The organism is Paenibacillus sp. FSL E2-0178 (assembly GCF_038593005.1).
GTDB classification, from domain to species: Bacteria; Bacillota; Bacilli; order Paenibacillales; family Paenibacillaceae; genus Paenibacillus_AQ; species Paenibacillus_AQ phytohabitans.
In genome coordinates, this window is the sequence record NZ_CP151953.1 from 6142414 (window position 1) to 6168710 (window position 26297).

Consider the following 26297-nt stretch of genomic DNA (forward strand, 5'->3'; position numbering starts at 1 on the left):
CTTTTTCCACTTAATTCTCCTTTGCAGGCTGGGTGTAACAGTCAGGGAGAGGCTGAAGGCGCATTTGAGCTAACAATGGCATCATAGGAAGGGCAAAAGGAAGAAGCAGAGCGTGGCAGAGGACAGAGAGCAGGTGTTGGGAAGCAGAGAACAGATAACAAAGGGCAGACAGGAGAAGCTGGGGTAGGAAATAAAGGTTAAAGGAGAGGGCAGAACAGATAATAGGGAGCAAAGGGCAGAAAATAGAGAAGAGAGAACAGAAGGCGGCGGGTAGAAGCTGGAGAGCAGTGAGCAGTGAGCAGTGAGTAGGGAGCAGCGAGTAGGGAGCGTGGAGTTGGGAGCAGGGAGTAGAGGGGGACAATGAATATGGCGGACTGGCAAAATAGAAGCTGTCATCTGCGGTGTTTGAGGTCACTCACGCAGATGACAGCTATATGTTAGTGTGTTTATTTGGTTAACCGGTTTGGTGTGCGCATTCTGCGGGAAGCTTGTCTGCCGCGCAGCAGCTCCCAGAGGATGAAAGCGAGAATGAGTATTTGCGGCACAAAGGTCTCCCAGGTCGGATACAGGCCGAGCCAGCCGATGGATGGGAGGCTGCTCTCCGCATGTGCCGGTATTTTGCCGGCTACCTGGAGCGCATGGATGCTCTCACCAAGGAAGCGGAACACGAGATAATAGATCAGCACTGTAGCGGTGCGGAAGAAGGCGGCAATCGGCAGTCTGGCGCTCAGGGCAATGATTGCGTAGCCGAGAACGATCAGTATCGCAAGTGCGCCGCCAATGCCGAGCAGCAGCTGGGAAGTAGCAATGGCTGGAGCCATACCTGCGTAGAAAATCGTTGTTTCCGCTCCTTCGCGCAGGATTGCCAGTGCAGCGATGAAGAACAGGTACCATAGATTGCCTTTGGCAAGCGCACCCTGCATCTGGCGGTCTACATACTTATTCCAGGCAGCCGTACTGGATTTACCATGCAGCCAGCGGCCGACGGTGAGCATCATGACCACGGCGACCAGCCCGGCAATACCTTCGATCAGCTCACGTGCTCCCCCGGAGGCTGCCTGCGAGATGGTATAGGTTAGCAACACGGCGATGCCGATGCTTCCGGCCAGCCCCACTGCAGCCCCGGACCAGACCCAGCGCCGGGCTGCGGGTTCTGCTTCCCGGCGCAGATAAGCGAGGAGTGCGGCGAGCACAAGAATCGCTTCGAGCCCCTCACGCAGCAGAATGAGTGCCGCATCCCACGCAGTATACGTCTGTTCTCCGGCCAGCGGAGTCAGCTCGGCGAGCATATTGTCCATGATCTCCAGCGCCCCGGCAAGCTTCGGAGGATCGGAGAGCAGGTAGCCGGTGACGGCGGTGCTCTCATTCTCGATATTGGCATAGACCTTGGGCGAGGCAATCTGTACGGCGCCTTCTGCTGACGGCCAAGCTATGATGAACTGCTCCATTATCGCGGCTGCTGCCGGACTGTCTCCGGCTTCGGCAGAGGCTGAAGCTTTGTTCAGGTAGCTGATCAGCTCTTCAATGGAGGCGGGCTCTGCTGCCGGGGTACCGGTATCGACCGCCTTGCCCTCGCTGTAGCCGGACAGCAGCGCAACCAGCGCCTCGGCTTCCGCCAGCGCGGCTTCTTCGCGGAGCGGCTCGGCCTGCAGCGCAATGCGCAGCAGGCTCATCTTCGTCTCCAGCAGGCCGTAGACGGCGGGATTGTCCACCCGGATGCCGCGCTCCGCCGGCGTCCAGCCGTTCACGACGGCGCGGTAGGCTTCCGCCGCCGCCGTCCAGTCGGCGCTGCGCGCCGCATCCCGCGTGCGCTCCGCCGCGGGCAGCAGCTTCGCCGCCGCTGCGCGCCCGGCGGCGCCTGAGTCACCGCCGCCCCCGCCTGCGGCGGCGGTGACGTACGCGTCCACGCTTCTGGCGAGCGTGGACAAGGCGGCCTTGGCGGGCGCTCCGCCGCCGGCCGCAAGGGCCTGCGCCGCGGCTGCCAGCGCGGCGTCGACTTCAGCTGCCGGACCGGCGAGTGCCGGGTCCGGCGTGCCTTCGTTCGCGCTGCGCCACAGCGCCGCGAACGATTCTACATCGGCCGCCGCCGCATCCCAGCGGCTCTGGCCGGCCTCTACTAGCGCGCTGCCTACAGGCGGCAGCAGCTCATCGAGCGGCGCGCCTGACGCAGAAGCCGGCGCGCCGGGCAGCAGCAGAAGCAGGCCGATCAGCAGCAGCGCTGCCCGGATCTGCCGCCATGGACTGATTTTAACCGTTATGATCATCGGGATCATTCCCTTCGCGAATAAGCATGCTATTATGTTTCCTCTATAGAAGGCGGACTTAAGAGTTGAGCCTGAAACGAGGTTGTTACTGCAGTGAACATTGGGACTCGGGGCGGCAGTAACTGTTGTACCTGATTCTCCGCTAACAATCCTGCACGAAATACAACATTTCTTTTGAAATATTGCCCCTAAACTAAAATTGTTGTATGAAATGCAGCATTCCACCGGTTCCAGGCTGGTAAACGAAGCGATTGTTGTATTTCATACAACAATCCGTCCCAATAGGCAGGAAACTAGGTATTCGAGTTGTACCCAGTGCAACATTTTGCCTGATTCCGTTTGCTGCCGTGCCAGCTGCCAGCCGCCCCTCCATTTACTCAATCCCGCCGCTGCTCCGTTTCTTTCCGCAACTTCCGCGACACACTTTCCTGTTCTCAAATCTCCAGTCTGCTCCGGATTATTTGTTCTGGATCGTTCGTCCCACATCTCGTTCATCCCGCTGATTCTGATCACGCCGAACAAGAACAACCTTAGGCACCCGGATATATCCAGCGCCGAATTCAGCGTCATTTCCTCACGCTGAATCCGGACTTAGCTATATCTGCCGTCACCCCAGCAGCGTCTCCCCGATATAACCACCTTCCCGTACTCCGGGGAAGCAGGCAAATACGGCGCTGCCGGTATGGACCATATATTCATTCAGCCGGTCATTCTTCGAGAGGCGCTGCTGAATGCTCACGAACTGCTTCACCAGATCCTTCTGGAAGCTGATGAAGACCAGCCCTGCATCCAGCTGTCCGGTTTTGAGATCCATGCCGCTGGAATAGGAGTAGGAGCGGCGCAGCATTTTGACTGAACCGTCCCCATGGGCGAGGGCCGAATGGGAATCCGGCGGAATGACAGGCTTGCCGCTGGCATCCGCCGCCTCCAGATTGAGCTCGGCGAATTCATCCCGCGCTCCAATCGGGGCGCCGCTCTGCCGGTGACGCCCGAACGTTGCTTCCTGATCGCTCAGCGTAGAGCGGTCCCAGACCTCAATGCGAAAGCGTACCCGGCGCAGTGCGAGATACGTACCGCCGTTCATCCAGGCGGGGCCATCGCCGCTTCCGCTCCAGACGACATTTCGCATCTCGGCGTCATCGCTGACATCGGGATTGCCCGTGCCGTCCTTGAAGCCGAGCAGATTACGCGGTGTGCCGCCTGCCGGGTCGGCGCTGCCGGTGCGCTGGAAGCCCTCCTGCGTCCAGCGCAGCACGGCTACGCCCCGGGCGATGCGGGCCAGATTGCGGATGGCATGGAACGCCACCTGCAGATCGTCGGCGCAGGCCTGCACACAGAGATCGCCGCCGCACCACTGCGGCTCCAGGCTGTCTCCCGTGAATGCCGGGAGATCGGTGAAGGAGGCCGGCCGTTTCCCAGCCAGTCCGAACCGGCTGTCAAAGAAGGCAGGACCCGCCCCGAAGGTAAGCGTACATTTGGAGGGGGTAAGACCATCGGCCTCGCCGGTGTCGGCAGGCGGAAGATTGGGATTGTCGTTCACGCTGCCGATCAGCGTACCGGCAGTAAGGGCAGCGGCGGCGGTGGTCCAGGCCTCCAGCAGTTTTTTGACCTCGCTGAGCTTGGTTGTTGTCAGATCAAACGAGGCGAAGCACAGGAAATTCTGCGCAGGCGTAATGATTCCCGCCTGATGATTCCCGTGGAATGGAATAATGTCCGCTCCCGCGTGTTGCGGGGAAGTGAGTGCCTGACCCGCCTGACCCGCCGCTTTGCGTGCTGCCAGAATGCCGCTCACACCGCCGCCGCCCAGCAGCAGGCCGAGTCCGGAGGCGCCAGTAAGCCGCAGCATATCGCGGCGGCTTAGTTTTTTATCGAATATTAGCTGATCTTTAGAAACATCCTTGGAGAGACCGCTCTCTGTGGCGGGAGTTTCCCGGGAAGTCCTGTCTTTCTTTTTCATACCGGTCACACTCCCAGGATAGTTCCCATGTTGGATAGAGGCTCAGCTAAGGCGTCCAGATTCTGGCTTAACGTCCGGACCTCAGCTTCTTTCAGCGTTTCGTAGGAAACGTAGCCGTCACCGGATTTAAACGGCGCCAGCTCATTCAGCAGTGCCGTGAAGCGTTCACCGATCGTTTGCTCCAGCGCAGGGTCTTTTTTGGCCAGCTCGGGTTTCAGCAGCTCATAGATCTTCTGGGCACCTTCCACATTGGCGACAAAATCATACAAATCCGTGTGGGAGTAACGTTCCTCTTCACCGGTTACTTTGGAGGAGGATACTTCATTCAGCAGCTCTACAGCTCCGGTAACGAGCAGGTTGGCGTCAATCTCAGCGGTTTCCACCTTGGCACGCAGCAGCTGCGCATCCTTCAGCAAACGGTCCGCGACATCAGTCATTCCATCTGTGGTATTGTTCTGCCAGAGGGCCTGTTCAATCTTGTGGAAGCCGCGCCAGTCGGCAGCGTCAACATCGTTCTCGCGGGCATCAATATTCGGGTCCAGATCTCCGAGCGCTTCAGCAATGGGCTCAATCCGTTCATAATACATGCGTGCCGGAGCATACAGCGCCTTGGCGTCTTCAAGCTTGCCTGCTTTCACCGCATCGGTGAAGCCTTCGGTCTGTTTCACGAATTCGTCGCATTGTTCAATTACATATTTCCGGTACTCGTCGATGGCCGTGGTGAAATCCGCCGTAACGCCAGCAGCAGTTGAATCTGCAGTTGCGGCAGGTGCACCGGTTGACCCATTGCCCGTCTGGGCTGCGGCATTATTCCCGGAGGTATTGCTGTTATTGCCGTTGTTGCCATTATTATTGTTATCATTGCTTGCACAGCCGGCAAACAGGAGGGAAGCCGCAAGCAAACCCGCGGGTACTGCATAACCTATCTTCATTCTGTTGGACACCCCTTTTGTTTATGTAAATGATAATCGTTATCAATGATGGACCTATCATAAATCTCCATCCAGTACCTGTCAATAAAAATGTGATAATTATCATATCCATGCTGACTCACACAAATAAAACACCAAAAACGCCTCCCGACAGGCGGAAGACGCAGTTTAATTTTTTGAGTATATAGGAATATATACTTTTTCATATGATAACTTATCCTTCAAGTTCCCCTGAAACGCTACCGTCCCCTAAACGGACAACGTTACTGTTTCTACTTGATTCCTGCACGAAATACAACAATTTACTCCTAAAAACGGCTGAACTCAAGAATTGTTGTAGAAAAGGCAGCAATTCCTCTTGTTCCAGCAGAAGATCGGGGGAATTCCTGTATTCCGTACAACATTCCTCCCGGACACCCGGGTATTCATGAACCGGAGTTGCACTACGTACAACATTATGCTTTTACAGGCTGAAGCAAAACTTAATTATCTTACTCTAAGCTCGCTCTGCTGCCGGTGTCCCAGAGACAACAGCGTGATCCCCGGCGGAATGCCTGGTATACGCAATGTTTTTTAAACGTTCCGCCATACTGAAGTTTATAGCATTCGTGACAGCGCTGGATTAACTCAGCACGAATTATTCCGCGTACCCACCGGCAATTGACCGTTTGGCTAGGACGAGTATAACTTTGAGCGCGTGTTGGACATGCCTATCACAACTATTGCAGCAACAAGCAGTGATCGCAGATCGCTGATTCTACACCGTGGACCGCTCAATAATCCGGTAATCCAGCTTGCGGTAGACCGGGGCTGGGTTGTCTGAGCTGATCTGCTCATGGATAATACGGAAGGCGGATGCACCCATCTCATACAGGTGATTGTCTATGGTGGTGATCTCCAGCAGCCGGCCGATCGGCTGGTTATCGAAGCCCATGACCGCGAGGTCTCCCGGGATACTAAGACCCGCTTTGCGCGCCTCAATCATCAGTCCGGCTGCAACATGATCACCAGTGATGATCATAGCTTCAGGCCGCTCCGGCATCTCCAGCAGCAATCGTGCCACGGCCGCACCGTCTTCTTCCGTCGTGCAGTCGTAGATCATCCATTCCTCCTGAAAAACCAGCTTGTGCTCAGCAATGAATTCGCGAAAAGCGGTCTGCCGGATAGAGGCGCTGCTGCCATTCTGCCTGCCTTCGCAATAGCCGATGGTGCGGTACCCTTTGCCCTTCAAATACTGCAGCCCCTGCCGGAAAGCCGCAAAATGCTCAATATATACAGAGGAATAACGGCGCTGCCCGCTGTCCTGGCAGGTTACAACCGGACCGTAGGCGGTATACTCCTCAATCGTTTCGGGCTTCAGCGCAGTCGATACAATGATCACACCGTCGATTTCTTTATTGCGCAGCATCTCCAGCACTTTAATCTCTTCATCCGCCAAATAATTGCTCTGGCACAGGATCAGCCGGTATTGCGCGAGCAGTGCCTCATGGGCAAGACCATTCATAATAATCGAGAAATAAAAAGCATTGATATACGGAAGAATCACCGCCACTGTACCGGTACGGCCAGTAATCAGGTGGACGGCGTTCATATTGCGGGTGTAGTTTAACTGCTCAATCGTATCGAGGACGGCGGCTCTTTTGTCTTTGCTGACATAAGGATGATTATTCAGCACCCGCGAGACGGTCGTTACGGAAACTCCGGCAATCCGGGCGATTTCTTTAATATTAGCCATGGCGTATGCTGCCCCCCGAGTCAGAATTGGAATGGTTTTATTTTACCATAGAAATTTTCACATTTTCGCATATAAAAAAGCTTGCTATGGAATCCATTTCATAAATTACACTGGGGTTGTTAGCAGCCTTACCGGATTAAGCCGGCGTGACCGAAAGGGCGTGACGGACCGGTAAAGTTTGCGGCGTAACGCTGCGGGCGGACGGAGTTCCAGCAACATTTTTTTTGCCTAAGCATTACTTAGCAGCGTGTTTTCTATAGACTTTGCCCCAACGGATGACGCCCTTAACGATAGGAGCTGAAGCCGTTTTTATTATGCGTTTTGGTCAGAAATGCCAGGGTTGTCCGCGATCCGCGTCTGTCCCCGCCCAAATTAATGCTGCAACAGCACCATTAACTGCCACCCTACATAGTATGGTTTGACTGTATCCCTTTACCTTGTTATACCAAACAAACCCAGAGCAAGGAGGGGTGACACCATTGAAAGGGAACGAACATCATAGCAAATTTCTGTTGACGCATCGTGAGCGCGAAGTATTCGAGCTTCTAGTGCAGGACAAAACTACACGGGATATTGCAGGACTGTTATTCATTAGCGAAAAAACCGTCCGCAACCACATTTCCAACGTCATGCAAAAATTAAACGTAAAAGGCCGTTCGCAAGCGGTTGTCGAGCTGATCAAGCTTGGGGAGCTGAAAATATAGCTGCCGTGCTTCAGGGGTGACGCGTTTAAGCCTTCTCTTATCCTTCGGGGTGAGGGGAGGTTTTTTGTTGTGACAGGTCTCTGAGCAAAATAATCCGTTCAACAAGCTTTTCTCAGTAAATGGTATTATCGTTTCGGATGATTATTTTGAAAAATAAACAGGAATAGACCAAGTGACTGCCGTCCGAGTGAGGAGGCGTCATTTGGTCTATTTTTCAAGCTGGACAGTCATCGCTTCAAAATCCACTTGGCATTTGGTTCTCATCATAAAATCAATGCCAATAATTCCATCAAAGCCGTAAGGCTCTTGAATCGAACCAAGCTGTATGGGGAAATCACTCAAATCGATATCTTCAATGCAAAAGTCGGGAATCTGCTGCTCATAACAAATTTCGCTCGTTCCCCCTACTCCATACATTCGCTTGGCTCTTCCGTTAATAAAATCAATATCGATACCTATTACAGCTAGTATATCGGAATCAAAAACGGTTGCAGCACAGCCAGTATCAAATAAAAGATTTTTAAGAGAAATGGATTCACCATGGTGAGTTAGAGTCAAAGAAACAATAGGCAGGCCATGCAGAAGGTGTAACTTCATATCTGTTGCCGTACTCCTGAGAAAAACTCTTCCACAACCTCAACATCATTTCTGCTTGTATGAAATACATACAGTTCACGGTTTGGATGAAGCTTATGCAGCTTTTTATAGCCGCTCCAAGCTTCTTGCGGGTTATCGTAATCTTGTATGACTGCCATATCCTCTAACTGACGCATGCGGTTACTTGAGCTTGCTTTAATTGCTTCCACCAGTACAAAGCGGCTTGGGTGTAATTCTGTAATCTCTCCCCACTTCATTGGCTTCACCTCGCTTAGTTTATCATCTTTTCAGTATAGCATAGATGCTTAAGGATGACGGAAGTGAGTGCAGTAATTGTAATTATATGGATGGTGCAGCTTGTGACGCCGGTGTTTTGCATTCAACTGAAAATTATGAAGAGAAGCTATTATTAAAAGTACTACAAACAAAAATGAAAAAGAAAGAAGTTCAACGAAGAGTTTTCCTGATCCTTTAGGAAGCCAGCTAGGGGTAGTGGTTGTACTTTTACGGCATGGGGAAATAATTAATAAAGAACCTTTCAAAGAGTTCATTGGAATTGATGAATTTTATGATTTAGTGGTACAAGAGGGGGATTTTGATTATCAGAAATTTAATTTGGAATGGTTACCACATCTCAATGAAGATGAAATTAAGAAGATACTTAGTGACTCTAATAATAAGGAGATTATAAGAAGTAAATTTGTAAAATCACTTGTAGAAGATGAACTAGGGCATAAGATTAAAAAGTTTTATTTGGAGTATTTTGAGTAGTAGTGCATTCGAAATGACTTTTCTTGTGTACTTCCTTTCAAACTACATCCAACGTAATGCGGAAATTAAATGTAAAAGGCCGTTCGCAAGCGGTTGTCGAGCTGATCAAGCTTGGGGAGTTGAAAATCTAGCTGCCATGCTTCAGAGGTGATGGCGTTTAAGCCTTCTCTTATCCTTCGGGGTGAGGGGAGGTTTTTTGTTGTTATTATGGTATGAAGAGATTATCCTTGCATTTTACTAATGGCTGTATAATATTTTTAATATGCGGAATTTGTGAATAGGGAGGCCGAGAATGATAGACCCGAAGATGTTAGAGAAGAAAGAACAACTGCTGCAGCTAGTGCGGGGGTTCTGCCAGGAATATCTGGATGAAGATTATGAACAGCTGTCCTGCAAAATGGTAGAAAAGCTGGGACGCAAACGGACTGTTCCTTTTATGAGCGGAAAGCTGGAAATCTGGGCAGCAGGCATTATTCACGCCATTGGCACGATTAACTTTTTGTTTGATAAAAGCTTTGAGCCTTACGTTTCTGTGCATGACATCTGTGAATATTACGGTGCTGCTCAAAGTACAACCTCACAGAAATCCAAGTTACTACGCGATATGTTCAAAATGGGGCATTTCGGAGGCGAGTTTGCCACACAGGTCTCTGAGCAAAATAATCCGTTCAACAAGCTCTTCTCAGTAAATGGAATTATCGTTTCGGATGATTTTTTTGAAAAATAAACAGGAATAGACCAAGTGACTGCAGTCCAAGTATGGAGGCGTCATTTGGTCTATTTTTCAATAATCAGCGAATATTAAGCTTTCTGCATTTTATGGATTGACGGCTGGGGAAATTGGTTGTAAAATCTGTGTAAAGTATAAACCTTTAAACTTTAAGAACGGTTTTTAAGTTTTGGATAAAGAGAAAACTCACATCTAATGTTCGATTTTCAGTTAGTACGCAGTTTTTGCGAGAGGAGTTACTCTTTTTTATTACCCTGAAAGTTAAATCGATTAAACTTTTGAGTTTGGAGGCATAGATACTTAAATGAACATTCATGATGTAGCCAAGAAGTCGGGGCTCTCTGTAGTGACCGTATCCAGAGTTCTAAACAATTCACCCTCTGTACGTGAAGGCAACCGCCAGAAAGTGCTGAATGCCATTGAGGAGTTGAATTATCAGCCCAACTCGGCGGCGCGGAGTCTCGTTCGCGGCAAGACAGGAGTTATTGGGATGTCGATTACGAATTTTAACGACTCTTTCTATGACCGCGTGATTCGCGTGGTGAACCGGAAGCTGGCAGAGCAAGGGTACTTCCTGGCCTTGTCTATAGCTGAGAATGAGGATGATGGTGTGAACTTCCTGTTTCAGAAGGACCGCGTGGACGGAATTATCCTGTTATCTCCGCTTGAGGAGAAGGAATACGTGGAGGAGCTGAAACGAAAAAACATTCCGGTTGTCCTGCTGGATAACCAGTTTCAGCATGAGGATGTTCCGAGTGTACTCGTTGATAACTATCAGGGAGGGTATGAGGCTACTAAGCATTTGATTGGTCTTGGGCATACCCGGATCGCCTATATCGGTGGCCCTTCGGTGTTCCTGAGTGTAACAGAGCGCAAACGGGGGTATGTTCAGGCGCTGGATGAAGCGGGGCTAACGCCCTTCGGCACGGAATATTGCGGATTTACGGTAAGCAGCGGTTATGAGGTGGCGAAGAGATGGATTCGCGAGGATAAGCTGCCGACAGCCATTTTTTCGGGAGACGACTTTATTGCGCTCGGGGTTGTTCAGGCCCTGCGTGAGGAAGGAATTCTGGTACCGCAGGATATCTCCGTGGTCGGCTTTGATGATCAGCAGTTCGTAGGTGAATTCTACCCGCGGCTCACGACAGTCAGGCAGCCCGAGGCGCAAATGGGCAATATAGGCGTTGAATTACTGCTGAAACTGATCAACGGGGAGGTGACGCAGCCCGCTGTAACGAAGCTCGCTCCTCAGCTGCTCATTCGTGAATCCACCGCATCTGTCAGATTAACTTGAATTATAGGAGTGAATCATCTGTGAAGTATTTCTTGGGAGTGGATGCAGGTGGAAGTAAGACCTGCGCAATGATTGCAGACGAACAGGGGAAGGTCATGGGTGCAGGCAAAAGCGGGAACGGGAATCATCAGTTAAACCGTGAGCAGGCGGCGGACAGCTTGCACCAGGCCGTATCGGAAGCCATTACGGCTTCAGGGCTGACCCGGGATCAGCTGGATTACTCCTGGTTCGGACTGGCGGGAGCGGACAGAGAGGCTGATTTTAGAATTTTGCGGCCGATCATCGGCAGCCTTGGCCTTCCCCGGACGGAGATTTCCTGCGATACCTGGAATGCGCTGCGGTCAGGTACAGAGAAGAACTATGGGATCGTGCTGATTTGCGGATCGGGCGTGAACTGCAGTGGCAAAAATCCGGCGGGTGCTACCTACCAATGCGGCGGCTTCGGCTACCGGTTCGGGGATTTTGGCGGCGGCTATGACTTAAGTATGGAAGTGTTCCGCAGCGTCCTCAGGGCGGATGACGGAAGAGAAATGGAGACAGTGCTAAGCAAACGCTTAACTCAATTGCTGGGCTATACCACCGTTTCAGAGTTAAGAGAGGATTACCTCGATCATTTCAGAGACCTGCCTCCCCAAATTGCGGAGCTGTTGTTTCAAGCGGCAGAGGAGGGGGACCCTGTTGCCAACGGGCTGCTGGTCAAGCAAGGGGATGAGCTGGGTTTGGCAGCGGCATCGGCCATCCGCCGGCTGTCCATGGAGGAGGATGTCTTCGATATCGTGCTTGCAGGCAGCCTGCTGACCAAGGGAGACCGCTCCGGCATCATCCGGCGGGCCATTGAGCGAAGAGTGAAGCTGGCGGCTCCGAATGGCACTTTAAGGATTCTAACCCGTGAACCGGTTGTAGGATCGGTCATTCTGGCGATGGAAAGCAGCGGTATGCATGTGAATCAGGAGGTTCTTGATCATCTATCAGAGGGTAAGGAGGGGCAATTGTCATGGAGGAAACATTGAAGCTGGTTGTCATCGGAGCGGGGTCATCGTATACACCTGAATTAATTGAAGGGATCATCCTGCATCACCAGGAGCTTCCCATCCGCGAAATATGGCTGGTGGATATTGAGGAGGGCAGGGAGAAGCTACATACGATTGCGGAGCTGAGCAAGCGCATGATTGCACAGTCCGGACTGCCGATTACTGTAGCAGAGACGCTTGAGCGCAGGGAAGCCATTGCCGAAGCGGATTTCGTCTGCACGCAGATCCGGGTAGGCATGCTGGAGGCGCGCAAATGGGACGAAAGGATCCCGCTTCAATACGGTGTCATCGGTCAGGAGACGACCGGTCCCGGAGGAATGATGAAAGGCCTGCGGACCATCCCGGTTATTCTGGATATTTGCAGGGATATCGAGGAGCTGGCCCCAGATGCCTGGCTGCTGAATTTCACGAATCCGGCCGGGATGGTGACTGAAGCTGTCCACAAATATTCATCGGTCAAAAGCGTAGGCCTGTGCAACTCGCCGATCGGTTTCCAAAAGTGGCTCTCGGGGTTCTTCGGACTTCCCATAGAGAAGATCTATGCGGAGTTTGTCGGCATCAACCACCTGCACTGGGTATCCGATGTCGTGATTGACGGGAAGAGCAAGCTGCAGGAGCTTATTGATTACCCCGAGAGCTACAGGGCAGGCAATGTGCCGTTTGATGCCTGGGATCACCGGTTCCTGAACAGTTTGCAGGCCATTCCCTCGTATTACTTGAGCTATTACTATATGACAGACGAGATGCTGGCGGAACAGAAGGAAGCAGCTGCAACGACCGGATCACGCGCTGAAGTTGTGAAGAAGGTGGAGGAAGAGTTGTTTGGGCTGTACCGGAACCTAGAGCTGAAGGAGAAGCCGAAGCAGCTGGAACAGCGCGGCGGAGCCTATTACTCGGAGGCGGCGGTGCTGCTGATGCGCTCCATTCATAATGATTCCCGCGATATCCAGACGCTGAATGTAAGGAATAACGGGATTATTGACTTCCTGCCGGACGATGCCTCCATTGAGGTGAATTGTGTGGTCACCAAGCAGGGGCCGCTGCCGATTCCGCTGCGCAGAGTTCCTCAGTCCGTCAGAGGCCTGCTGGCTTCGGTCAAGCAATATGAGAGCCTCACCATCGAGGCGGCTGTTCACGGAGACCGGGATGTGGCTCTGCAGGCTATGGTCCATCATCCGCTCATGCCTTCAGTCACCGTAGCTGAACAGCTGCTGGATGAAATGCTTGAGAAGAACAAACCGTTTTTACCGTTGTTTCACTAGAATCGTCCAGAGGAGGTAAAGCGGATGAACACGGCCGGAAAAGCGAGCAGGTGGAAGAGATTTACCAGTCAGTTGGATTTGCAGTCCATGGTTTGGCCGGGCATTATATTTGTATTCATTTTTAGCTACATTCCGATGTATGGCGTGGTGATGGCGTTCCAGCAATACGATATTTTTAGCGGCATGATGAAGAGCCCCTGGGTTGGATTTATGCAATTCAGAATGTTCTTCGAGGCCCCGGAGTTCTGGAATGTGATGCGAAATACGATTGTGATTAGCCTGCTCAAATTGATTATCTCTTTTCCTGCCCCGATTCTGCTTGCGCTGATGCTGAATGAAGTCGGTCATATGGGCTTTAAACGCGTGATCCAGACCGTCAGCTATCTGCCTTATTTCCTGTCCTGGGTTATTGTATCCGGTTTCGTATTTTCGCTGCTATCCGTAGATAACGGAACGGTGAACTATGTGCTGGAGCGTTTCAATCTGGCCGGGGAGCCCATTAACTTCCTGGCGGTACCCAAGTACTTCTGGTCCATTCTGGTAAGTGTAAATGTGTGGAAGGAAGTCGGGTTTGGGAGCATTGTCTATCTGGCTGCGATAGCAGGTATTGATCCGACCCTATATGAGGCTGCTTCTATAGACGGAGCAAGCCGGTTTAAGCAAATTCACCTGATTACACTCCCCAGCATTACCCCTATTATTGTCATCTTTATGATTCTTGCCATCGGCAGTCTGCTCAGTGCGGGCTTCGAGGACATTCTGCTGCTGGCAACCAATCCGATCCTGCGCCCCTACTCCGATGTTATCGACACCTATGTGTACCGTGTTGGGATATTAAATGCCAGATTCTCTTATGCGACAGCTGTAGGGCTGTTCAAAGCGGTAATCAGTATCATTCTGCTGGTGACGGCCAACACAATCGCCCGCCGGGCAAATGTTAGTCTCTGGTAGGTACTACTACTCATAGCGAATGCTTCCGGTGAAGTTTTATTGCGATGTATCGACTGTGAGTCATGCTCCATAAACCTTTTAGGAGGGGTGAACAATGAGACTAAGCCTGGGCGACAAAGTGATGCAGCGGACTATTTATATCCTTTTGACACTGCTGGCGCTACTCATGCTGTACCCGTTTTGGAACGCGTTAGTCATTTCTTTTAATCTGGGCAGTGATACGGCGCTCGGCGGTGTAACCCTGTTGCCAAGAGCATTTACCCTGGAGAATTATTATATTGTGTTTCAGGATGACCGCCTGCTGAATTCTTTTCTGATCACCATTCTTAGAACGCTCGCTGGCACAGCTTTATCCGTTTTCTTCACCGCCCTGTTAGCCTACGGCATGTCCAAGAAGACTTTGCTTTTCCGCAAACCATATATGGTGTTCTTCATGATTACGATGTTCTTCAGCGGAGGGCTCATCCCCAGTTACTTACTAATTCGCTCTTTGGGCATGCTGGACACCTTTTGGGTGCTGATTATCCCCGGCATCATCAGCGTCTGGAACATGATTGTCATCCGCACCTTCTTCAGCGCTTTACCTGAGGGACTGGAGGAATCAGCCAAAATCGACGGCAGCAGCAACTACGGCATTTTCTTCCGGATCGTGATTCCCGTCTCCGGCCCGGTGCTGGCCACAATATCTTTATTCACCGCAGTAAGTTACTGGAACGACTGGTTTACGGGAGCGATCTATATTACCCAGGATCACTTGCTTCCTATACAGACGCTGCTGCGGCAGGTGATGAACTCCAACATTATGACCCAGATTGGCTCCTCGAATGCGATCGCGCTGGATCATATGAACCGGAACCGGACGATTACCACGAAGTCACTGACTATGGCTACGATGATGGTCGCTACCATTCCGATTATCCTGACGTACCCTTTTCTCCAAAAGTACTTTGTTAAGGGCGTAATGATCGGTTCATTGAAAGAATAGCAGTGTCCATATTACGTAGAAAGAAGGGAAAAGAATGCGCAAACGCCTGAAAGGGGTAGCTCTGTTGCTGACTTCGCTGGTGCTTCTGCTCGCTGCCTGCAGCGGAGGTGGGAATTCTGACGCTTCGCAGAACAATCTGAATACCGGGACAGCCCCGGATGACGGCAGCGGGATCAAGCCTGTTACCTTCAGCTTCTATGGAAACTACGACTGGCTTACAACCTCACCCTGGGGGGAGAACGAGGCGACGAAGTGGATTCAGGAGAACCGCAAGGTTACGGTTGAACCGATACAATCCGGAGGAGCAGCCGGAGAAAAGCTCAATACGATGATCGTCGGCGGTGATTTGCCGGATGTTATTTTTACGGACCGGGGGTCCTCAGTAGAACGGCTGGTGCAGGCAGGGCAGCTCGTTGCACTGGATGAATATTATGAGAAATATCCGAACTTCAAGAAATATGTGAAGGAATCGACCCTGAATCTGCTCCGTTCAGATGACGGGCAAATCTATCAGATCCCGAACTGGTATACCTCCGGGCAATTCGGCAACGGCGGGTGGATGGTGAATAAGGATATTTATAACGCACTCGGCAGACCGGCGCTGGAGACCTTTGATGACTTATATCAGTATTTGCTCATGGTGCAAGACAAGTACCCGGATGTAATCCCTCTGGAGGTTGGGGAGAAGGGGGCAGGTCTGGAAATTATGTATGGTGGTTTCAGGGAGAACTCCACCAGCAAGTTCGTTACACTCATGGGGCATCCGGAAGGCGACAAGCTGACATCTATCCTGGATGATCCCGCTTACGAGGAGATGGTGCTGTATATCAATAAGCTGTACCGTGAACGGCTGATTACGCAGGATGCGCTGCAGCAAACCCAGGATGCGGTCAAGGAAAAAGTCAATACCGGCCGGGTAGCGGTCATGGTCGAATCCAATATCACTACGTATGGAGCTGAGGGACACCGGGCATTGACAGCAAGCCATCCGGACAGCGGCTATGAGATTATTTGGCCGATCCATAAAGCCGGCATAGACAAGACCAAAGTATTTGTAAGCGGCTTTGAGACGCTGGGCTGGAACGTCAGTGTTATTACGAAAAAGGCCAAGGACCCGGAGGCTATTTTCGCTTACTTTGACTGGATTACGGGTCCGGAGGGACAGAAGGTGCTGTTCTTCGGCCCTAAGGGCTTATACTGGGATGAAGAGGACGCGGATGGAGCGCCCATTCCGAATGAGAAATACAAGACCACTCCTGCTAACGAGCGTACGGATACGATGCGGAAATTCGAGGACTTTAACTGGGCCGGGAATACGACTTTTATTGATACGGCGAAAATGAGCCTCGAGGCGCTGCTCTCGGCGAACCAGAAATCATGGGAGACCGTGGCGCAGTCCACAGTGACCTGGCAAACCGCGCTGGATATTACAGAATTCGTAAATACCGACCCGCTTCCCGATACGGAGACCGGCATCATCGCACAGAATGTCGCGGATATCTATACCCTTGCTTACGCCCAGATGGTTCAAGCCCAGTCGGACGAAGAGGTGCTGGCGGCACTGGATACCGCAAGAAAGAACACCGCAAAAGCGGGGCTGGATAAGCTGCTAGAGTTCAGAACTGAAAAGTGGCAGGAGAATGTTAAGAAAATCAACGCTACGAAATAATTCTTGTTATATAGATTGAACTATAAAACTATAGAAGGATGAAGCAACGGAGGGGATTTTGGAACTGTAGGAGCGGAAGCGACCGCCTGAAAGCTTTCCGCAGGAAAGCTCGCTACGGAAGCATAATCAGTCACCGGATTTCTACCGCAAACTGCGGTTTAAATCAGGAAATCTGGGGACAACAGCGGCCGGAAGTCCAAAACTCACCGCAGTGGCGACTTATCCTTATATCAAAAATTTGAGTTCAAACTATATAGAAGTTCAATGAGACTATGATGTGGAGGCGAGATTATGGCGTTTACGCTGAGATCGAGGTTTATGGCAGTGTTAAGCTTGGTGTTGGTTTCTTCGGTAGCGGGTGGTTCCCTTCCCTTGCCGGCCCAGGCCGAGCAGCAGAGCAATCCCCCATTTGAGACGGAAGTGATTGTACGGACCGTGAACCAGTTCAAGAACATGGCGGATGTCCAGAATTTCATCAGTCTGTCCACCAGCTACGGGGTCGATGTCATCAGCATGAACGTGAAGCAGGACGAAGATGATGAGGTTCCGTCCGGCAGTGTATTTTATCAGAGTGATATCGCGCCCATTGCCCAGGGCTACCAGAATTTCGATGCCCTGCAGGCTGTCATTACGGCAGCTCATGCCGCAGGAATCAAGGTTCATGCCTGGATTCCCCAGTTCCATGACCAGCAGGCCTTCCTGGCTCACGATGAATGGCAGATGCAGGCGCTGGTGGACGGAGTTCAGACTCCGTTTACAGGCTCAAACGGCAACGAATATTTCGTCAATCCAATTCATCATGAAGTGCAGCAGTATGAGCGTTCCATCATTCAGGAAGTGATTGAGAATTATGATGTGGACGGTGTTGTGCTGGACTGGATCCGCTTCGACAATTACAACATGGACGTCAGTGATTATACGGTTGCAAAGTATCAGGCGGAGTTCGGGTATTCGCCGCTAAGCATTGACTTTGATACGGATTCGCCGCAGCGTCAGCAGTGGAACGAATGGAGAACCGAACAAATTGGGCAGTATGTAGGCGATATCCGTGAGGATATTTCCGCATCCTCGAATCCGGATGTGCAGCTTGGTGTGTATATTTTGCCGCCGGAATTTACAGAGGTTGGACAGAATGTAGCCAAGTTCAAGAACGAGATCGATTTTGTCGCACCGATGGCGTACTTCGATGACTGGGAGTTCAACAGTGATTGGGTATACAGCACTTCCTACGGCATCCTGAAGGATACGAGCGACCGGATCAGCAGCAGTGCTGCGGACATCGTAGCCACCTTGGATAATGACTGGACCGATGATCAATATCAGGAGGTCTACAAAGGCATCCGCGAGAATTATCCGGACGTGAAGCGCCTGGCGTTCTTTGCCTACGGGGCCTGGCCGGAAGATGAGCTGGCGAACATCCATGAACGTGAGACCTGGCCGACACCAGGCTGGACGGCTCCGGTAGAGCAAGATTATCCGGCCCAGCTGCCCGCTGTGTGGAAGGCGCGGAATATCGGTTCCATGCCGGGGAACGCCACCTACAATGCTTCCAATAAGCAATTTACACTCAGCAGCAGCTCGACGGATATTTGGGGGAATGCAGATCAGCTGAATTATATATACCAGCCCGTGAGCGGCAATGCGGAGATTGTTGTTAAGTTGCAGTCCACCAGCTGGCTGGACAGCTGGGCCAAGGCCGGCATTATGATCCGGGAGTCCATGGGCCATAATTCCAGGCACGCGGATATGATGCTTACCCCCGGGAATGGGGCGACCTTCCAGTATCGTACTGAAACCGCAGGCGATATGACCGACCATACTGCGGCCGCCTCTGCTCCGAAATGGCTGAAGCTGACCAGAACCGGAAATACGTTCAAAGGGTCGATTTCGGCAAACGGGAGCAGCTGGCAGACGGTCGGAACGGTTCAGATCCCCATGAAACGTAAGGTGTATATTGGCATAGCGCTCAGCAATCCGGGGAATGATTCGCGGGGTAAGGCCGTGTTTGGAAATGTGAAGGTTACGGATTAAGCCTAAGTCTGAGAGCGGGGAAATGAAGTTTACTTTGATAGGCAGGCTGAAGGAGGCGTGAATATGACTATGCCGCTACGGGAACGGCAGTATTACTTCCGGGACTACTACGATCAGGGTGAGGAGCTGGTGCTGGAAGGGCAGCAGCTGAGAATCGGGCTGACTTCAAAGTTCTCCATGATCCAGAAGTGGGAGTGGCCGCTTGCTGCGGATGGCCCGATTGTAATTATTGAACCGCCGCAAGAAGGAGAGGCACCCGCAACGGGCAATGTCACGCTGGAGCTTGAATATGAGGGATTGCTTAAGGCGGATGGCTACCGGCTGGACATCCGTAAGGACGGCAAAATTACAATTGCAGCCTCCAATAAGAGAGGACTAAGGTATGGGATGGATGCTCTGCACCGGCTGCTGAGCATAGATGAAGGCAAGTGCCGGTTGCCCGTCGCTACAATTCACGATGAGCCTTCTTTTCCGGTCCGCGGCATCATTGAGGGCTTCTATGGCACGCCGTGGAGCTTTGACGACCGGATAGATGCTGTGCGTTATCTGGCTGCTCACCGCATGAACGCCTTCATGCATGCTCCCAAGGATGATCCTTATCACCGTGAGCTGTGGCGTGAGCCTTATCCTGAGGCTATGTTTGACCAGATTCGTGAGCTGAAGCAGGAATGCGATGCCCAGCTGGTGGACTTCTATTATTGCGTTAGTCCGGGGAATGATCTGCAGTTTCGCAGTGAAGATGATTTTGCCAGTCTGGAAGCGAAGCTGAGAGCGATGATCGCCATCGGTGTCCGGCATTTCGCCCTGCTCATGGACGACATCGACTACGCATTATTAGGGGAGAACCTGCATTACCTGGAGCGTTCCGGACTGGCGCACGCCTATGTGGCAAACCGTGTGTATGACTATTTAAGCCGTCAGTTGCAGAAGGTTACTCTGGTGATGTGCCCCTCTGAGTACTGGTCTAATTGGGATACCGAATATAAGCGGGATATCCGCGAGAAGCTGCATACGGATATCAGGATATTCTGGACCGGCTCTTCGGTCTTCGCCCGGCAAGTCGGAAGCAGGGATGCACGGAATAATTACAGCTATTACGGACATGAGCTGTGGCTGTGGGACAACATCCCCGTTAATGATGCCGACTACGACCGGTTGTTTCTGGACCCGGTTCGCGGACGTTATTCGCAGCTTGGTCAGACCGGACATCAGGCAGTGGTAGCGAATCCGATGATTCAATGGGAATGCTCCAAGATTACGCTGAATACAATGGCCCACTACATGTGGAACAGTGAGCGTTATATGCCGGAGCTGTCCTGGGAGCTGTCGGTCCGGGAATTCGCCGGAGAGCTGGCAGAGGATATGATGTTCTTCTGCAGCCAGAATCTAAATAGCCAGCTCTATAGCGGCGGGTATGAGGAACTTAAAGTGGCCTTGCAGAGAAAAGATATCCACTGGCTTGACGCGTATTTCGACCGCCTGGAGAGCGTCTCCTACCGGTTACTTGAAATGGGGAATTCCAAGTTTAAGGAAGAAGCAGGGCCCTGGCTGCAAAGAGCCCTGGCGGATGTAGAGCTGTGGAGAGCCTTGCGGCAGAAGGTTGCCGGGACGCCTCTGCCCGGAGCCGATGAAGAATTGCGTAAGCGGGCCGAAGCCTGTCAGGCCTTTGAGGTCCGGCTGGGGAGTGATCCAGCCTGGAGAGCCGCCGAAGCCTGGGGGTTTGCTGTCCGGGAAGGAAAAAACGGATACCGGCTGACGTTGGAAGCGAAGGCTGGAATATAATCTGCAGAGCACAATGTCGGCAGAGCACAGTGCCAGGCAGAAACTTATAAGCCGTGCGAAAACGGTTGCCCTAACTGAACAGGCTGGGAGAACTGGAAATATAGCGGCCGTGCTTCAGAGAGACGTATGTAAGCCTTCCTTTCCCTTTTGGGGAGGGGAGGTTTTTGTTTACCCTATCAGTGATTTTGATGAGAATAGAGAGGTACTGCCTACAAGAATATAAGGACCGCTAATTATGAACTTCTTTCTTCCTTACTGCGGTATTTCTGCTTGTGAAATCCATTTGTGATATTGATTAAATTCATAATTCCTTTGAGATCTTCAGTTTGTTTACAAAATCAAGAAATATTTTGCACATCTTTTTCAAGTTCTTTAATATATTTAAAAATATTTTTCTTGAATTTTTTGGATACTTCATTTTCAGTTAGTTTTAAAGCATCGCGAACATCAAAAACATCTCTTAGAACAGTCCTTTGTGCATCTAAATCAAAATCATCGAAATTAGGTATATAGTTAGTGTTTTTGAGATTAAACACTATTTCATGGTAGGTTCTTACAAAACGCTTAATTCTTTTTTTGACATTTGAATCTAAATCTATTTGTTTGCATAATTTTTGTATAAACCAATCAAGATGGTAAAGTAACTTCTGGTCATCAATTTGAGAATAGAAAAATAACCAACCATATTTTTTATTTTCAAAAACACAACCTGTAATTTTTTTATTTAGCTTCCAAATAAATTTTTCAATTCCATTTGTTTTGTTGAATTTATATTCGGAAAATATTTTAATTATTGATTCTTCAAATCTTTTAATAGATTCATCCCGAACGGAAAACCCAAATTCATTTCCTATCTCTTTGTAAAAATACCCCAAGTAAGAAAAACCTTCAGAAATTTCTGCCTCTCTATATTTAGTGGGACTTGTTTCAAGATCTAAACTTTTTAATTTGGTCAGAATATCATTTTTGATATCTGAAACATTAGAATTTTTACATAGAATTAGAATATCATCTACGTAACGAAAATATTTGAAATCAGTGTTAGGAACTGAAAAATTATTGTCAATATCAGATAAATATATATTCGCAAGGATACTTGATATAGAGATTCCTTGAGGAATTCCAACTATATTTGGAGAATGAATTTTTGTTGGAAAAGGAATGGTTGGTGTTTTTATGGAATTCTCAATTAAAGTTAATATTTCCTTTTTGCGTATCTTTTTATGTATAAGTTTCATTAATTTATCGTGAGAAATTGAAGGGAAAAAGTTTTTAATATCAATTTTAATAAAATAATCAAAATGACCTGAGAGAATAGATTGTTTTAATTCATTAACTAGAGTTTGAATTATTTTATTATTTATATTGCTTTCAAATACTTTCGATAAACATTCATTAAGCAAACTAAGTGTAACTTTATCTCTTATGGTTGGGATAGATATCTGTCTCGGCGGCTTGTCGTAACCTTTCGAAATGAGTTTTTCTTTGTAAGGAATAAATTTGTAGCTACCATTCAGAGCTTTCATCGAAATAATAGTTACATACTCATCAATACGATTTTCAAAGGATGTTCTATTTATTTTATCAATTCCAGGAGTGCACTTATAGATTATTTTTTCAAAGTAGTTTTTTTTATATTTTTAACCTGAAATTTACGTGTGAATACTTTTGAAGCTGACATTTAATCACGCCTTTGTTACAAGATATGATAACATTAGAGGTAAAAGTATAATTATGGATATTGATATAATAAATAAAGCTCTTTTAAAATTAAAATACCACCACTGACTCTTACTAATTTCACTTGTATTATTAAGTACTTTTAAATAGTCCATTGGAGTATGATTTTCAATACTGTTCATGACTTTATTGTATTTTTTTTGTATTTTTGAAATATCCTCTAAACTTAACTTATCTGGAGAGTCTTTAAGCAATTCACATTCGTTATATATTTCATCAAGCTTTATATAGCAACTTTTAAATGTGAGCGATCTAATCTTAAAATTTCTAGCATTGACAAATATAGATAGACCGAAAAGAAGTACTGAAGCAATTATAGTAATTACAGAAATTAATTTCGCATTAGATTCATCATAAAGAGTCCATATACTTAATCCTACAATCACAAGAGTGTAGTAATTAATTAGCATCTGAGTGAGGAAATCAAACTTTTCCAAACGTTCCTCAGCATTTATTCTAGCTTTTCTAGTGATCCATATTTTATTCGACAAACTATCAAGTCTATTTTTAATTACATTCTCTGACATGAATCATTTTCCTCCAATATAGGTATTGGTAGAAAGCCCGGAAAGCCCCCAATTGGCGTTACATTATTACCCAGATTGTTCTAGGTCAAAAATAGAGAGGTTAGTCCCTGTTAATTAGTCATATTCCAGTTGGGAATCTCTTGATAAACAAGATGGGGGCGATCCAAAGTGAATTATGTCATAAATTGTCTTTGTCGTAAATAAGAAATTTATTTTACAAAATATTAGTTCAGTAACGGAAGAAGAAAAAAGTTTCTAAACTAATATTTGTCAGTTTCAATACGCAAAATCAAACGTAAAAGACCGTTCGCAAACGGTTGCCCTAACTGAACAGGCTTGGAGAACTGGAAATATAGCGGCCGTACTTCAGACGACACGTTTAAGCCTTCCCTTACCCTTCGGGGTGGGGGAGGGTTTTTGGTATTTGTATTTTTGTAATATGAAAAGTGAATGAAATCACAATCTATTTTTAACGGAGTGGTAAATTAAAGCTATCAAGTTAAACCGGGAGGATTTGTTATGACCAGATATGAACAACAAAGAAATTTTCTGAAATCCAATTTTCATGAATTCAAACATATTAAAACAGACAAGATCAAAGGAATTGCCCAGCCGCCAATTGTTAAGCCGTTTGATCCGGAATCACTAATTATTGATCTGCCGAAGGTTAGCAGAGACGTAGTGAGTAAAGAGGATATTTTTGATTGTATCGGGCAAAGAAGAAGTACACGCTTCTATTCTGCGGACACTTTGAGTCTGGAGGAGTTGTCCTATTTATTATGGGCTACCCAAGGGATTACCGGCATGAGCAAGAACGGGCTTACGCTGCGGACCGTGCCCTGCAGTGGGGCGACACACACCTTTGAAACCTATTTAATGATTATGCGGGTAGACGGCATTCCGCAAGGGATCTACAGATACCTTCCGGTGGAGCATAAGCTCCTATTTATATTTGAATTAGATCAACTGGAACAGAAGATTGATGCGATCACTTTGGATCAGCCCTTTGTCCCTAACTTTGCCCGCAAAGCTTCCGTGCTGTTTGCCTGGAGTACCACACCCTACCGCTCCGAATGGAAATATGATATTTCCGCCCACAAAAAAATCCTCATCGATGTAGGACATGTCTGCCAGAACCTGTATTTAGCCAGCGAATCCATTGGTGCAGGTGCCTGCGCCATTGGCATCTATGATCAGAAGCTGATTGATGAGGTATTGGAGTTAGACGGCGATGAGGAGTTTGTTATCTATCTTGGCGCAGTGGGGAAGAAACGGGAATAGCTGCTTTGGCGATTTGAATGCGGATAAAGATTTTAGAAATTTCCTGGGCTATTTTGAGCTTACAACGGAAACATCCCTAAAATATCTACTGGATCATGAACTTGATAAAACAGAAGATAAAAATTACTATGAGGAAATTGAAGACTTTTTAAATAGTCCAAAGGTTATTCATTTGAAAATGAATATAAGCCGTTTATTAAGTGATATTGGAGCTGATAAACTATGCCTGATATTAAAAAACTGGATTGGATCACCGCCAAAGTAAATGATTTTACAGTTAATGATCTGAAGTTCATTACGGATTTCAGATATTGGGTTGAAGTGGATACGGTGCAGCTGTTTGATGAATACAATACTCCCATGCTGCTGATCAACTTTATTTTATTGTCTAAAGGGGATAAACGAACATATAAGGTCACTATTCATTTCAAAAAAGTAGGGAGCCTTCAACTAGCTGCTGGAGGAGCAGTAATCCAATTAAGCTGGTTTGAGATTTTGAATATTTCGGATAGGGGCTGGGAATCGGTTAAATATCTTGTCAGGGATTATGAGAATGAGGACCGGTTTAACTTCTATTGTGATGACATTGAAGTCATTGCTATTGAGGAAATCGATTGGATTATCGGCTAGATGTTATATTAAAGGCAATCTGGGTAATGCAGATATGTTAATCACATCCTACCGGCAGTATTGTTGTACATATTGCAACTCTGAGGCCTAGATATCAGGGTATCTCATAGGATTGTTGTATAAAATGCAAGAATTATCCCGTTAAGCCGCGTGAAGGAAGAGAAATCCTGCCTTTTGTACAACATTTCTGGAGTTATGGCCGAGATGAGTGGGAAAATGTTGTATTTTGTGCAGGATTCTTAAAAGTAAGCGAGAGGGAGGTTTGTGGGCCCCTATCTATTCCCAGTAATATATTGAAGATACTCTGCTGCGCTCTGATTGATTTCTTCATCACCCGCCTGAAAGGAGGCTCCGAAGACGGCGAAATAGGGTAATGCGATCGCACCCACATGCACGGCACTGGCTTTAAACGGGACTATAACCTCATCTACAGTAAAAGAAACGGAACCGGCAGGCAGGTAATTTTCCTGCTTATCACCGATTGACATAGCTATTCCCAGCTTCTTTCCTCTCAGCTTATTCCCGTTTGAACCATACGCCCAGCCGTGGGTGAAGACGTCATCCAGCCACTTTTTCAGTAAAGGCGGGTAGCTATACCAATATAAAGGAAATTGAAAAATAATATGGCTGTGTGCTTCGAGTAAACGTTGCTCTGTCTGAACATCAATGCTCCAGTCCGGATACTCCGTATAAAGCTCATGGACCGTAACTTCCTCTGGATGCTGCAGCAGCTCCTGTTTCCATCTTTTATTTACTCTTGAATTCTCAATATTAGGGTGTGCTAGGATCACAAGGGTTTTCATATTTAATCACCTTTCCGGCGGATATTGGTTTTGTGCAGCTGTTTATATTATTTTGGATGCCTGTAAAAATGTAAATACACACAATAAAGTAACATGGTTACCTCAAAGTGTGCATTGGACTCCGGATCGTTATATGGCATGATAGAAATCATAAGATAAGATAGGCTAAATTAATTAGGGTGTGATGAGGTGGCAGGTATGAAAGAATATCATTTAGGCATAGAAGCAACACTTGAAATTCTCGGAGGAAAGTGGAAAGGGTTAATCATATGTAATCTAATGTCGGGTAAGAAACGGACAAGTGAATTACAGCGCAGTATCCCGGGCATCTCGCAAAAGGTTCTGATTCAGCAGCTCCGCGAACTTGAAAGGGACGGAATGATCGGCAGACAGGTCTATAATCAAATGCCGCCCAAAGTTGAATATTATATAACGGAATATGGAACTACAGCCAATGGAATTATTGACGTAATGTGTTCATGGGGCAGAGCCAACATTGCAATCAGACAGCAGCAGGGTGAAGAAGTAATGTTGCTGGAAAATAATCCGGACGATGAGTAAACCTGCATTGCCTCACTATATAGAATGCCGACATTGACAATGGTTTGATATCAAACTATA

At 48.5% G+C, this 26297-nt stretch carries 24 protein-coding genes and 1 pseudogene; 16 read left to right on the forward strand and 9 right to left on the reverse strand.

Annotated features, from left to right (window positions below; genetic code table 11):
* Positions 1 to 446: 446 nt before the first annotated feature.
* From MHI42_RS26820 to MHI42_RS26835, 4 genes are all read right to left on the reverse strand, one after another.
* Complete coding sequence (locus MHI42_RS26820) at positions 447 to 2264, reverse strand: FTR1 family protein (protein WP_342421155.1); 1818 nt, start codon at positions 2262 to 2264, stop codon at positions 447 to 449.
* A gap of 607 nt (positions 2265 to 2871) precedes the next feature.
* Positions 2872 to 4221 carry an iron uptake transporter deferrochelatase/peroxidase subunit gene (efeB, locus tag MHI42_RS26825; protein ID WP_342421156.1) on the reverse strand — a complete coding sequence of 450 codons (1350 nt, stop codon included), beginning with the start codon at positions 4219 to 4221 and terminating at the stop codon, positions 2872 to 2874.
* A 5-nt stretch (positions 4222 to 4226) separates the two neighbouring features.
* A complete protein-coding gene (efeO, locus tag MHI42_RS26830) occupies positions 4227 to 5153 on the reverse strand; it encodes an iron uptake system protein EfeO (RefSeq protein ID WP_342421157.1) in 927 nt (308 codons plus the stop codon).
* 757 nt (positions 5154 to 5910) lie between these two features.
* Positions 5911 to 6888: a LacI family DNA-binding transcriptional regulator gene (locus tag MHI42_RS26835; RefSeq protein ID WP_342421158.1), complete on the reverse strand. Its 978-nt coding sequence runs from the start codon at positions 6886 to 6888 to the stop codon at positions 5911 to 5913.
* Positions 6889 to 7367: 479 nt separating this feature from the next.
* Between MHI42_RS26835 and MHI42_RS26840 the strand changes: the two genes are divergently transcribed.
* Complete coding sequence (locus tag MHI42_RS26840; protein ID WP_019908812.1) at positions 7368 to 7592, forward strand: LuxR C-terminal-related transcriptional regulator; 225 nt, start codon at positions 7368 to 7370, stop codon at positions 7590 to 7592.
* A 207-nt stretch (positions 7593 to 7799) separates the two neighbouring features.
* Here MHI42_RS26840 and MHI42_RS26845 read toward each other — a convergent pair whose 3' ends face one another.
* Positions 7800 to 8189: an aspartyl protease family protein gene (locus MHI42_RS26845; protein WP_171718746.1), complete on the reverse strand. Its 390-nt coding sequence runs from the start codon at positions 8187 to 8189 to the stop codon at positions 7800 to 7802.
* A complete protein-coding gene (locus MHI42_RS26850; RefSeq protein WP_171718745.1) occupies positions 8186 to 8446 on the reverse strand; it encodes a hypothetical protein in 261 nt (86 codons plus the stop codon). Before MHI42_RS26850 ends, MHI42_RS26845 begins: the two co-directional genes overlap by 4 nt.
* Positions 8447 to 8681: 235 nt before the next feature.
* On the opposite strand from MHI42_RS26850, the gene MHI42_RS26855 reads away from it, so the two are divergent.
* The 11 genes and pseudogenes from MHI42_RS26855 to MHI42_RS26905 all read left to right on the forward strand — a co-directional run bounded on the left by MHI42_RS26855 (position 8682) and on the right by MHI42_RS26905 (position 20695).
* Positions 8682 to 8960 carry a hypothetical protein gene (locus tag MHI42_RS26855; RefSeq protein ID WP_342421159.1) on the forward strand — a complete coding sequence of 93 codons (279 nt, stop codon included), beginning with the start codon at positions 8682 to 8684 and terminating at the stop codon, positions 8958 to 8960.
* Positions 8961 to 9007: 47 nt separating this feature from the next.
* Positions 9008 to 9091, forward strand: a pseudogene (locus MHI42_RS26860) (DNA-binding response regulator); the annotation flags it as partial.
* A gap of 161 nt (positions 9092 to 9252) precedes the next feature.
* Positions 9253 to 9687 carry a DUF6398 domain-containing protein gene (locus MHI42_RS26865; RefSeq protein ID WP_171718743.1) on the forward strand — a complete coding sequence of 145 codons (435 nt, stop codon included), beginning with the start codon at positions 9253 to 9255 and terminating at the stop codon, positions 9685 to 9687.
* Between the two features lie 307 nt (positions 9688 to 9994).
* Positions 9995 to 10984, forward strand: coding sequence for a LacI family DNA-binding transcriptional regulator (locus MHI42_RS26870; protein ID WP_171718742.1), 990 nt, complete (start codon positions 9995 to 9997; stop codon positions 10982 to 10984).
* Positions 10985 to 11004: 20 nt separating this feature from the next.
* Positions 11005 to 11994, forward strand: a complete 990-nt coding sequence (locus MHI42_RS26875; protein ID WP_342421160.1) for a BadF/BadG/BcrA/BcrD ATPase family protein — start codon at positions 11005 to 11007, stop codon at positions 11992 to 11994.
* A complete protein-coding gene (locus MHI42_RS26880; RefSeq protein WP_342421161.1) occupies positions 11979 to 13277 on the forward strand; it encodes a 6-phospho-beta-glucosidase in 1299 nt (432 codons plus the stop codon). The genes MHI42_RS26875 and MHI42_RS26880 overlap by 16 nt, the downstream gene beginning before the upstream one ends.
* Positions 13278 to 13301: 24 nt before the next feature.
* Complete coding sequence (locus MHI42_RS26885; RefSeq protein WP_171718739.1) at positions 13302 to 14228, forward strand: ABC transporter permease subunit; 927 nt, start codon at positions 13302 to 13304, stop codon at positions 14226 to 14228.
* Positions 14229 to 14322: 94 nt separating this feature from the next.
* Positions 14323 to 15213 (forward strand): carbohydrate ABC transporter permease, encoded by an 891-nt coding sequence (locus MHI42_RS26890; protein WP_342421162.1) that lies wholly within the window; start codon positions 14323 to 14325, stop codon positions 15211 to 15213.
* A gap of 34 nt (positions 15214 to 15247) precedes the next feature.
* Positions 15248 to 16882 carry an extracellular solute-binding protein gene (locus MHI42_RS26895; RefSeq protein WP_342421163.1) on the forward strand — a complete coding sequence of 545 codons (1635 nt, stop codon included), beginning with the start codon at positions 15248 to 15250 and terminating at the stop codon, positions 16880 to 16882.
* A gap of 291 nt (positions 16883 to 17173) precedes the next feature.
* Entirely contained in the window at positions 17174 to 18913 is a 1740-nt protein-coding gene (locus tag MHI42_RS26900; protein ID WP_342421164.1) for a family 10 glycosylhydrolase, read from the forward strand.
* A 63-nt stretch (positions 18914 to 18976) separates the two neighbouring features.
* Entirely contained in the window at positions 18977 to 20695 is a 1719-nt protein-coding gene (locus MHI42_RS26905) for a beta-N-acetylglucosaminidase domain-containing protein (RefSeq protein WP_342421165.1), read from the forward strand.
* Positions 20696 to 21033: 338 nt separating this feature from the next.
* Here MHI42_RS26905 and MHI42_RS26910 read toward each other — a convergent pair whose 3' ends face one another.
* Together MHI42_RS26910 and MHI42_RS26915 are read right to left on the reverse strand one after the other, a co-directional pair.
* Entirely contained in the window at positions 21034 to 22221 is a 1188-nt protein-coding gene (locus MHI42_RS26910; protein WP_342421166.1) for a reverse transcriptase/maturase family protein, read from the reverse strand.
* A 159-nt stretch (positions 22222 to 22380) separates the two neighbouring features.
* The gene (locus tag MHI42_RS26915) at positions 22381 to 22962 is read right to left on the reverse strand and encodes an SLATT domain-containing protein (RefSeq protein WP_342421167.1); all 582 of its coding nucleotides are present in this window, start codon (positions 22960 to 22962) and stop codon (positions 22381 to 22383) included.
* 519 nt (positions 22963 to 23481) lie between these two features.
* Here MHI42_RS26915 and MHI42_RS26920 point away from each other — a divergent pair.
* The 3 genes from MHI42_RS26920 to MHI42_RS26930 are packed head-to-tail and all read left to right on the forward strand — an operon-like array spanning position 23482 to position 24873.
* Positions 23482 to 24243, forward strand: a complete 762-nt coding sequence (locus MHI42_RS26920; RefSeq protein WP_342421168.1) for a SagB/ThcOx family dehydrogenase — start codon at positions 23482 to 23484, stop codon at positions 24241 to 24243.
* On the forward strand, positions 24215 to 24508 hold the full coding sequence (locus tag MHI42_RS26925; RefSeq protein ID WP_342421169.1) for a hypothetical protein: 294 nt from the start codon (positions 24215 to 24217) through the stop codon (positions 24506 to 24508). Before MHI42_RS26920 ends, MHI42_RS26925 begins: the two co-directional genes overlap by 29 nt.
* Positions 24466 to 24873 (forward strand): hypothetical protein, encoded by a 408-nt coding sequence (locus tag MHI42_RS26930; protein ID WP_342421170.1) that lies wholly within the window; start codon positions 24466 to 24468, stop codon positions 24871 to 24873. The genes MHI42_RS26925 and MHI42_RS26930 overlap by 43 nt, the downstream gene beginning before the upstream one ends.
* Before the next feature lie 272 nt (positions 24874 to 25145).
* Here MHI42_RS26930 and MHI42_RS26935 read toward each other — a convergent pair whose 3' ends face one another.
* Positions 25146 to 25676 (reverse strand): NAD(P)H-dependent oxidoreductase, encoded by a 531-nt coding sequence (locus MHI42_RS26935; protein ID WP_342421171.1) that lies wholly within the window; start codon positions 25674 to 25676, stop codon positions 25146 to 25148.
* A 198-nt stretch (positions 25677 to 25874) separates the two neighbouring features.
* On the opposite strand from MHI42_RS26935, the gene MHI42_RS26940 reads away from it, so the two are divergent.
* Positions 25875 to 26237, forward strand: coding sequence for a helix-turn-helix domain-containing protein (locus MHI42_RS26940; protein WP_342421172.1), 363 nt, complete (start codon positions 25875 to 25877; stop codon positions 26235 to 26237).
* Positions 26238 to 26297 lie beyond the last annotated feature (60 nt).

Excerpts from the sequence above, each read along its gene's own strand:
- MHI42_RS26820 (WP_342421155.1), bottom strand. The coding sequence starts at position 2,264 with ATGATCATAACGGTTAAAATCAGTCCATGGCGGCAGATCCGGGCAGCG.
- efeB (WP_342421156.1), bottom strand. The coding sequence starts at position 4,221 with ATGAAAAAGAAAGACAGGACTTCCCGGGAAACTCCCGCCACAGAGAGC.
- efeO (WP_342421157.1), bottom strand. The coding sequence starts at position 5,153 with ATGAAGATAGGTTATGCAGTACCCGCGGGTTTGCTTGCGGCTTCCCTC.
- MHI42_RS26835 (WP_342421158.1), bottom strand. The coding sequence starts at position 6,888 with ATGGCTAATATTAAAGAAATCGCCCGGATTGCCGGAGTTTCCGTAACG.
- MHI42_RS26845 (WP_171718746.1), bottom strand. The coding sequence starts at position 8,189 with ATGAAGTTACACCTTCTGCATGGCCTGCCTATTGTTTCTTTGACTCTA.
- MHI42_RS26850 (WP_171718745.1), bottom strand. The coding sequence starts at position 8,446 with ATGAAGTGGGGAGAGATTACAGAATTACACCCAAGCCGCTTTGTACTG.
- MHI42_RS26865 (WP_171718743.1), top strand. The coding sequence starts at position 9,253 with ATGATAGACCCGAAGATGTTAGAGAAGAAAGAACAACTGCTGCAGCTA.
- MHI42_RS26870 (WP_171718742.1), top strand. The coding sequence starts at position 9,995 with ATGAACATTCATGATGTAGCCAAGAAGTCGGGGCTCTCTGTAGTGACC.
- MHI42_RS26880 (WP_342421161.1), top strand. The coding sequence starts at position 11,979 with ATGGAGGAAACATTGAAGCTGGTTGTCATCGGAGCGGGGTCATCGTAT.
- MHI42_RS26885 (WP_171718739.1), top strand. The coding sequence starts at position 13,302 with ATGAACACGGCCGGAAAAGCGAGCAGGTGGAAGAGATTTACCAGTCAG.
- MHI42_RS26890 (WP_342421162.1), top strand. The coding sequence starts at position 14,323 with ATGAGACTAAGCCTGGGCGACAAAGTGATGCAGCGGACTATTTATATC.
- MHI42_RS26895 (WP_342421163.1), top strand. The coding sequence starts at position 15,248 with ATGCGCAAACGCCTGAAAGGGGTAGCTCTGTTGCTGACTTCGCTGGTG.
- MHI42_RS26900 (WP_342421164.1), top strand. The coding sequence starts at position 17,174 with ATGGCGTTTACGCTGAGATCGAGGTTTATGGCAGTGTTAAGCTTGGTG.
- MHI42_RS26905 (WP_342421165.1), top strand. The coding sequence starts at position 18,977 with ATGACTATGCCGCTACGGGAACGGCAGTATTACTTCCGGGACTACTAC.
- MHI42_RS26910 (WP_342421166.1), bottom strand. The coding sequence starts at position 22,221 with ATGAAAGCTCTGAATGGTAGCTACAAATTTATTCCTTACAAAGAAAAA.
- MHI42_RS26915 (WP_342421167.1), bottom strand. The coding sequence starts at position 22,962 with ATGTCAGAGAATGTAATTAAAAATAGACTTGATAGTTTGTCGAATAAA.
- MHI42_RS26920 (WP_342421168.1), top strand. The coding sequence starts at position 23,482 with ATGACCAGATATGAACAACAAAGAAATTTTCTGAAATCCAATTTTCAT.
- MHI42_RS26930 (WP_342421170.1), top strand. The coding sequence starts at position 24,466 with ATGCCTGATATTAAAAAACTGGATTGGATCACCGCCAAAGTAAATGAT.
- MHI42_RS26935 (WP_342421171.1), bottom strand. The coding sequence starts at position 25,676 with ATGAAAACCCTTGTGATCCTAGCACACCCTAATATTGAGAATTCAAGA.
- MHI42_RS26940 (WP_342421172.1), top strand. The coding sequence starts at position 25,875 with ATGAAAGAATATCATTTAGGCATAGAAGCAACACTTGAAATTCTCGGA.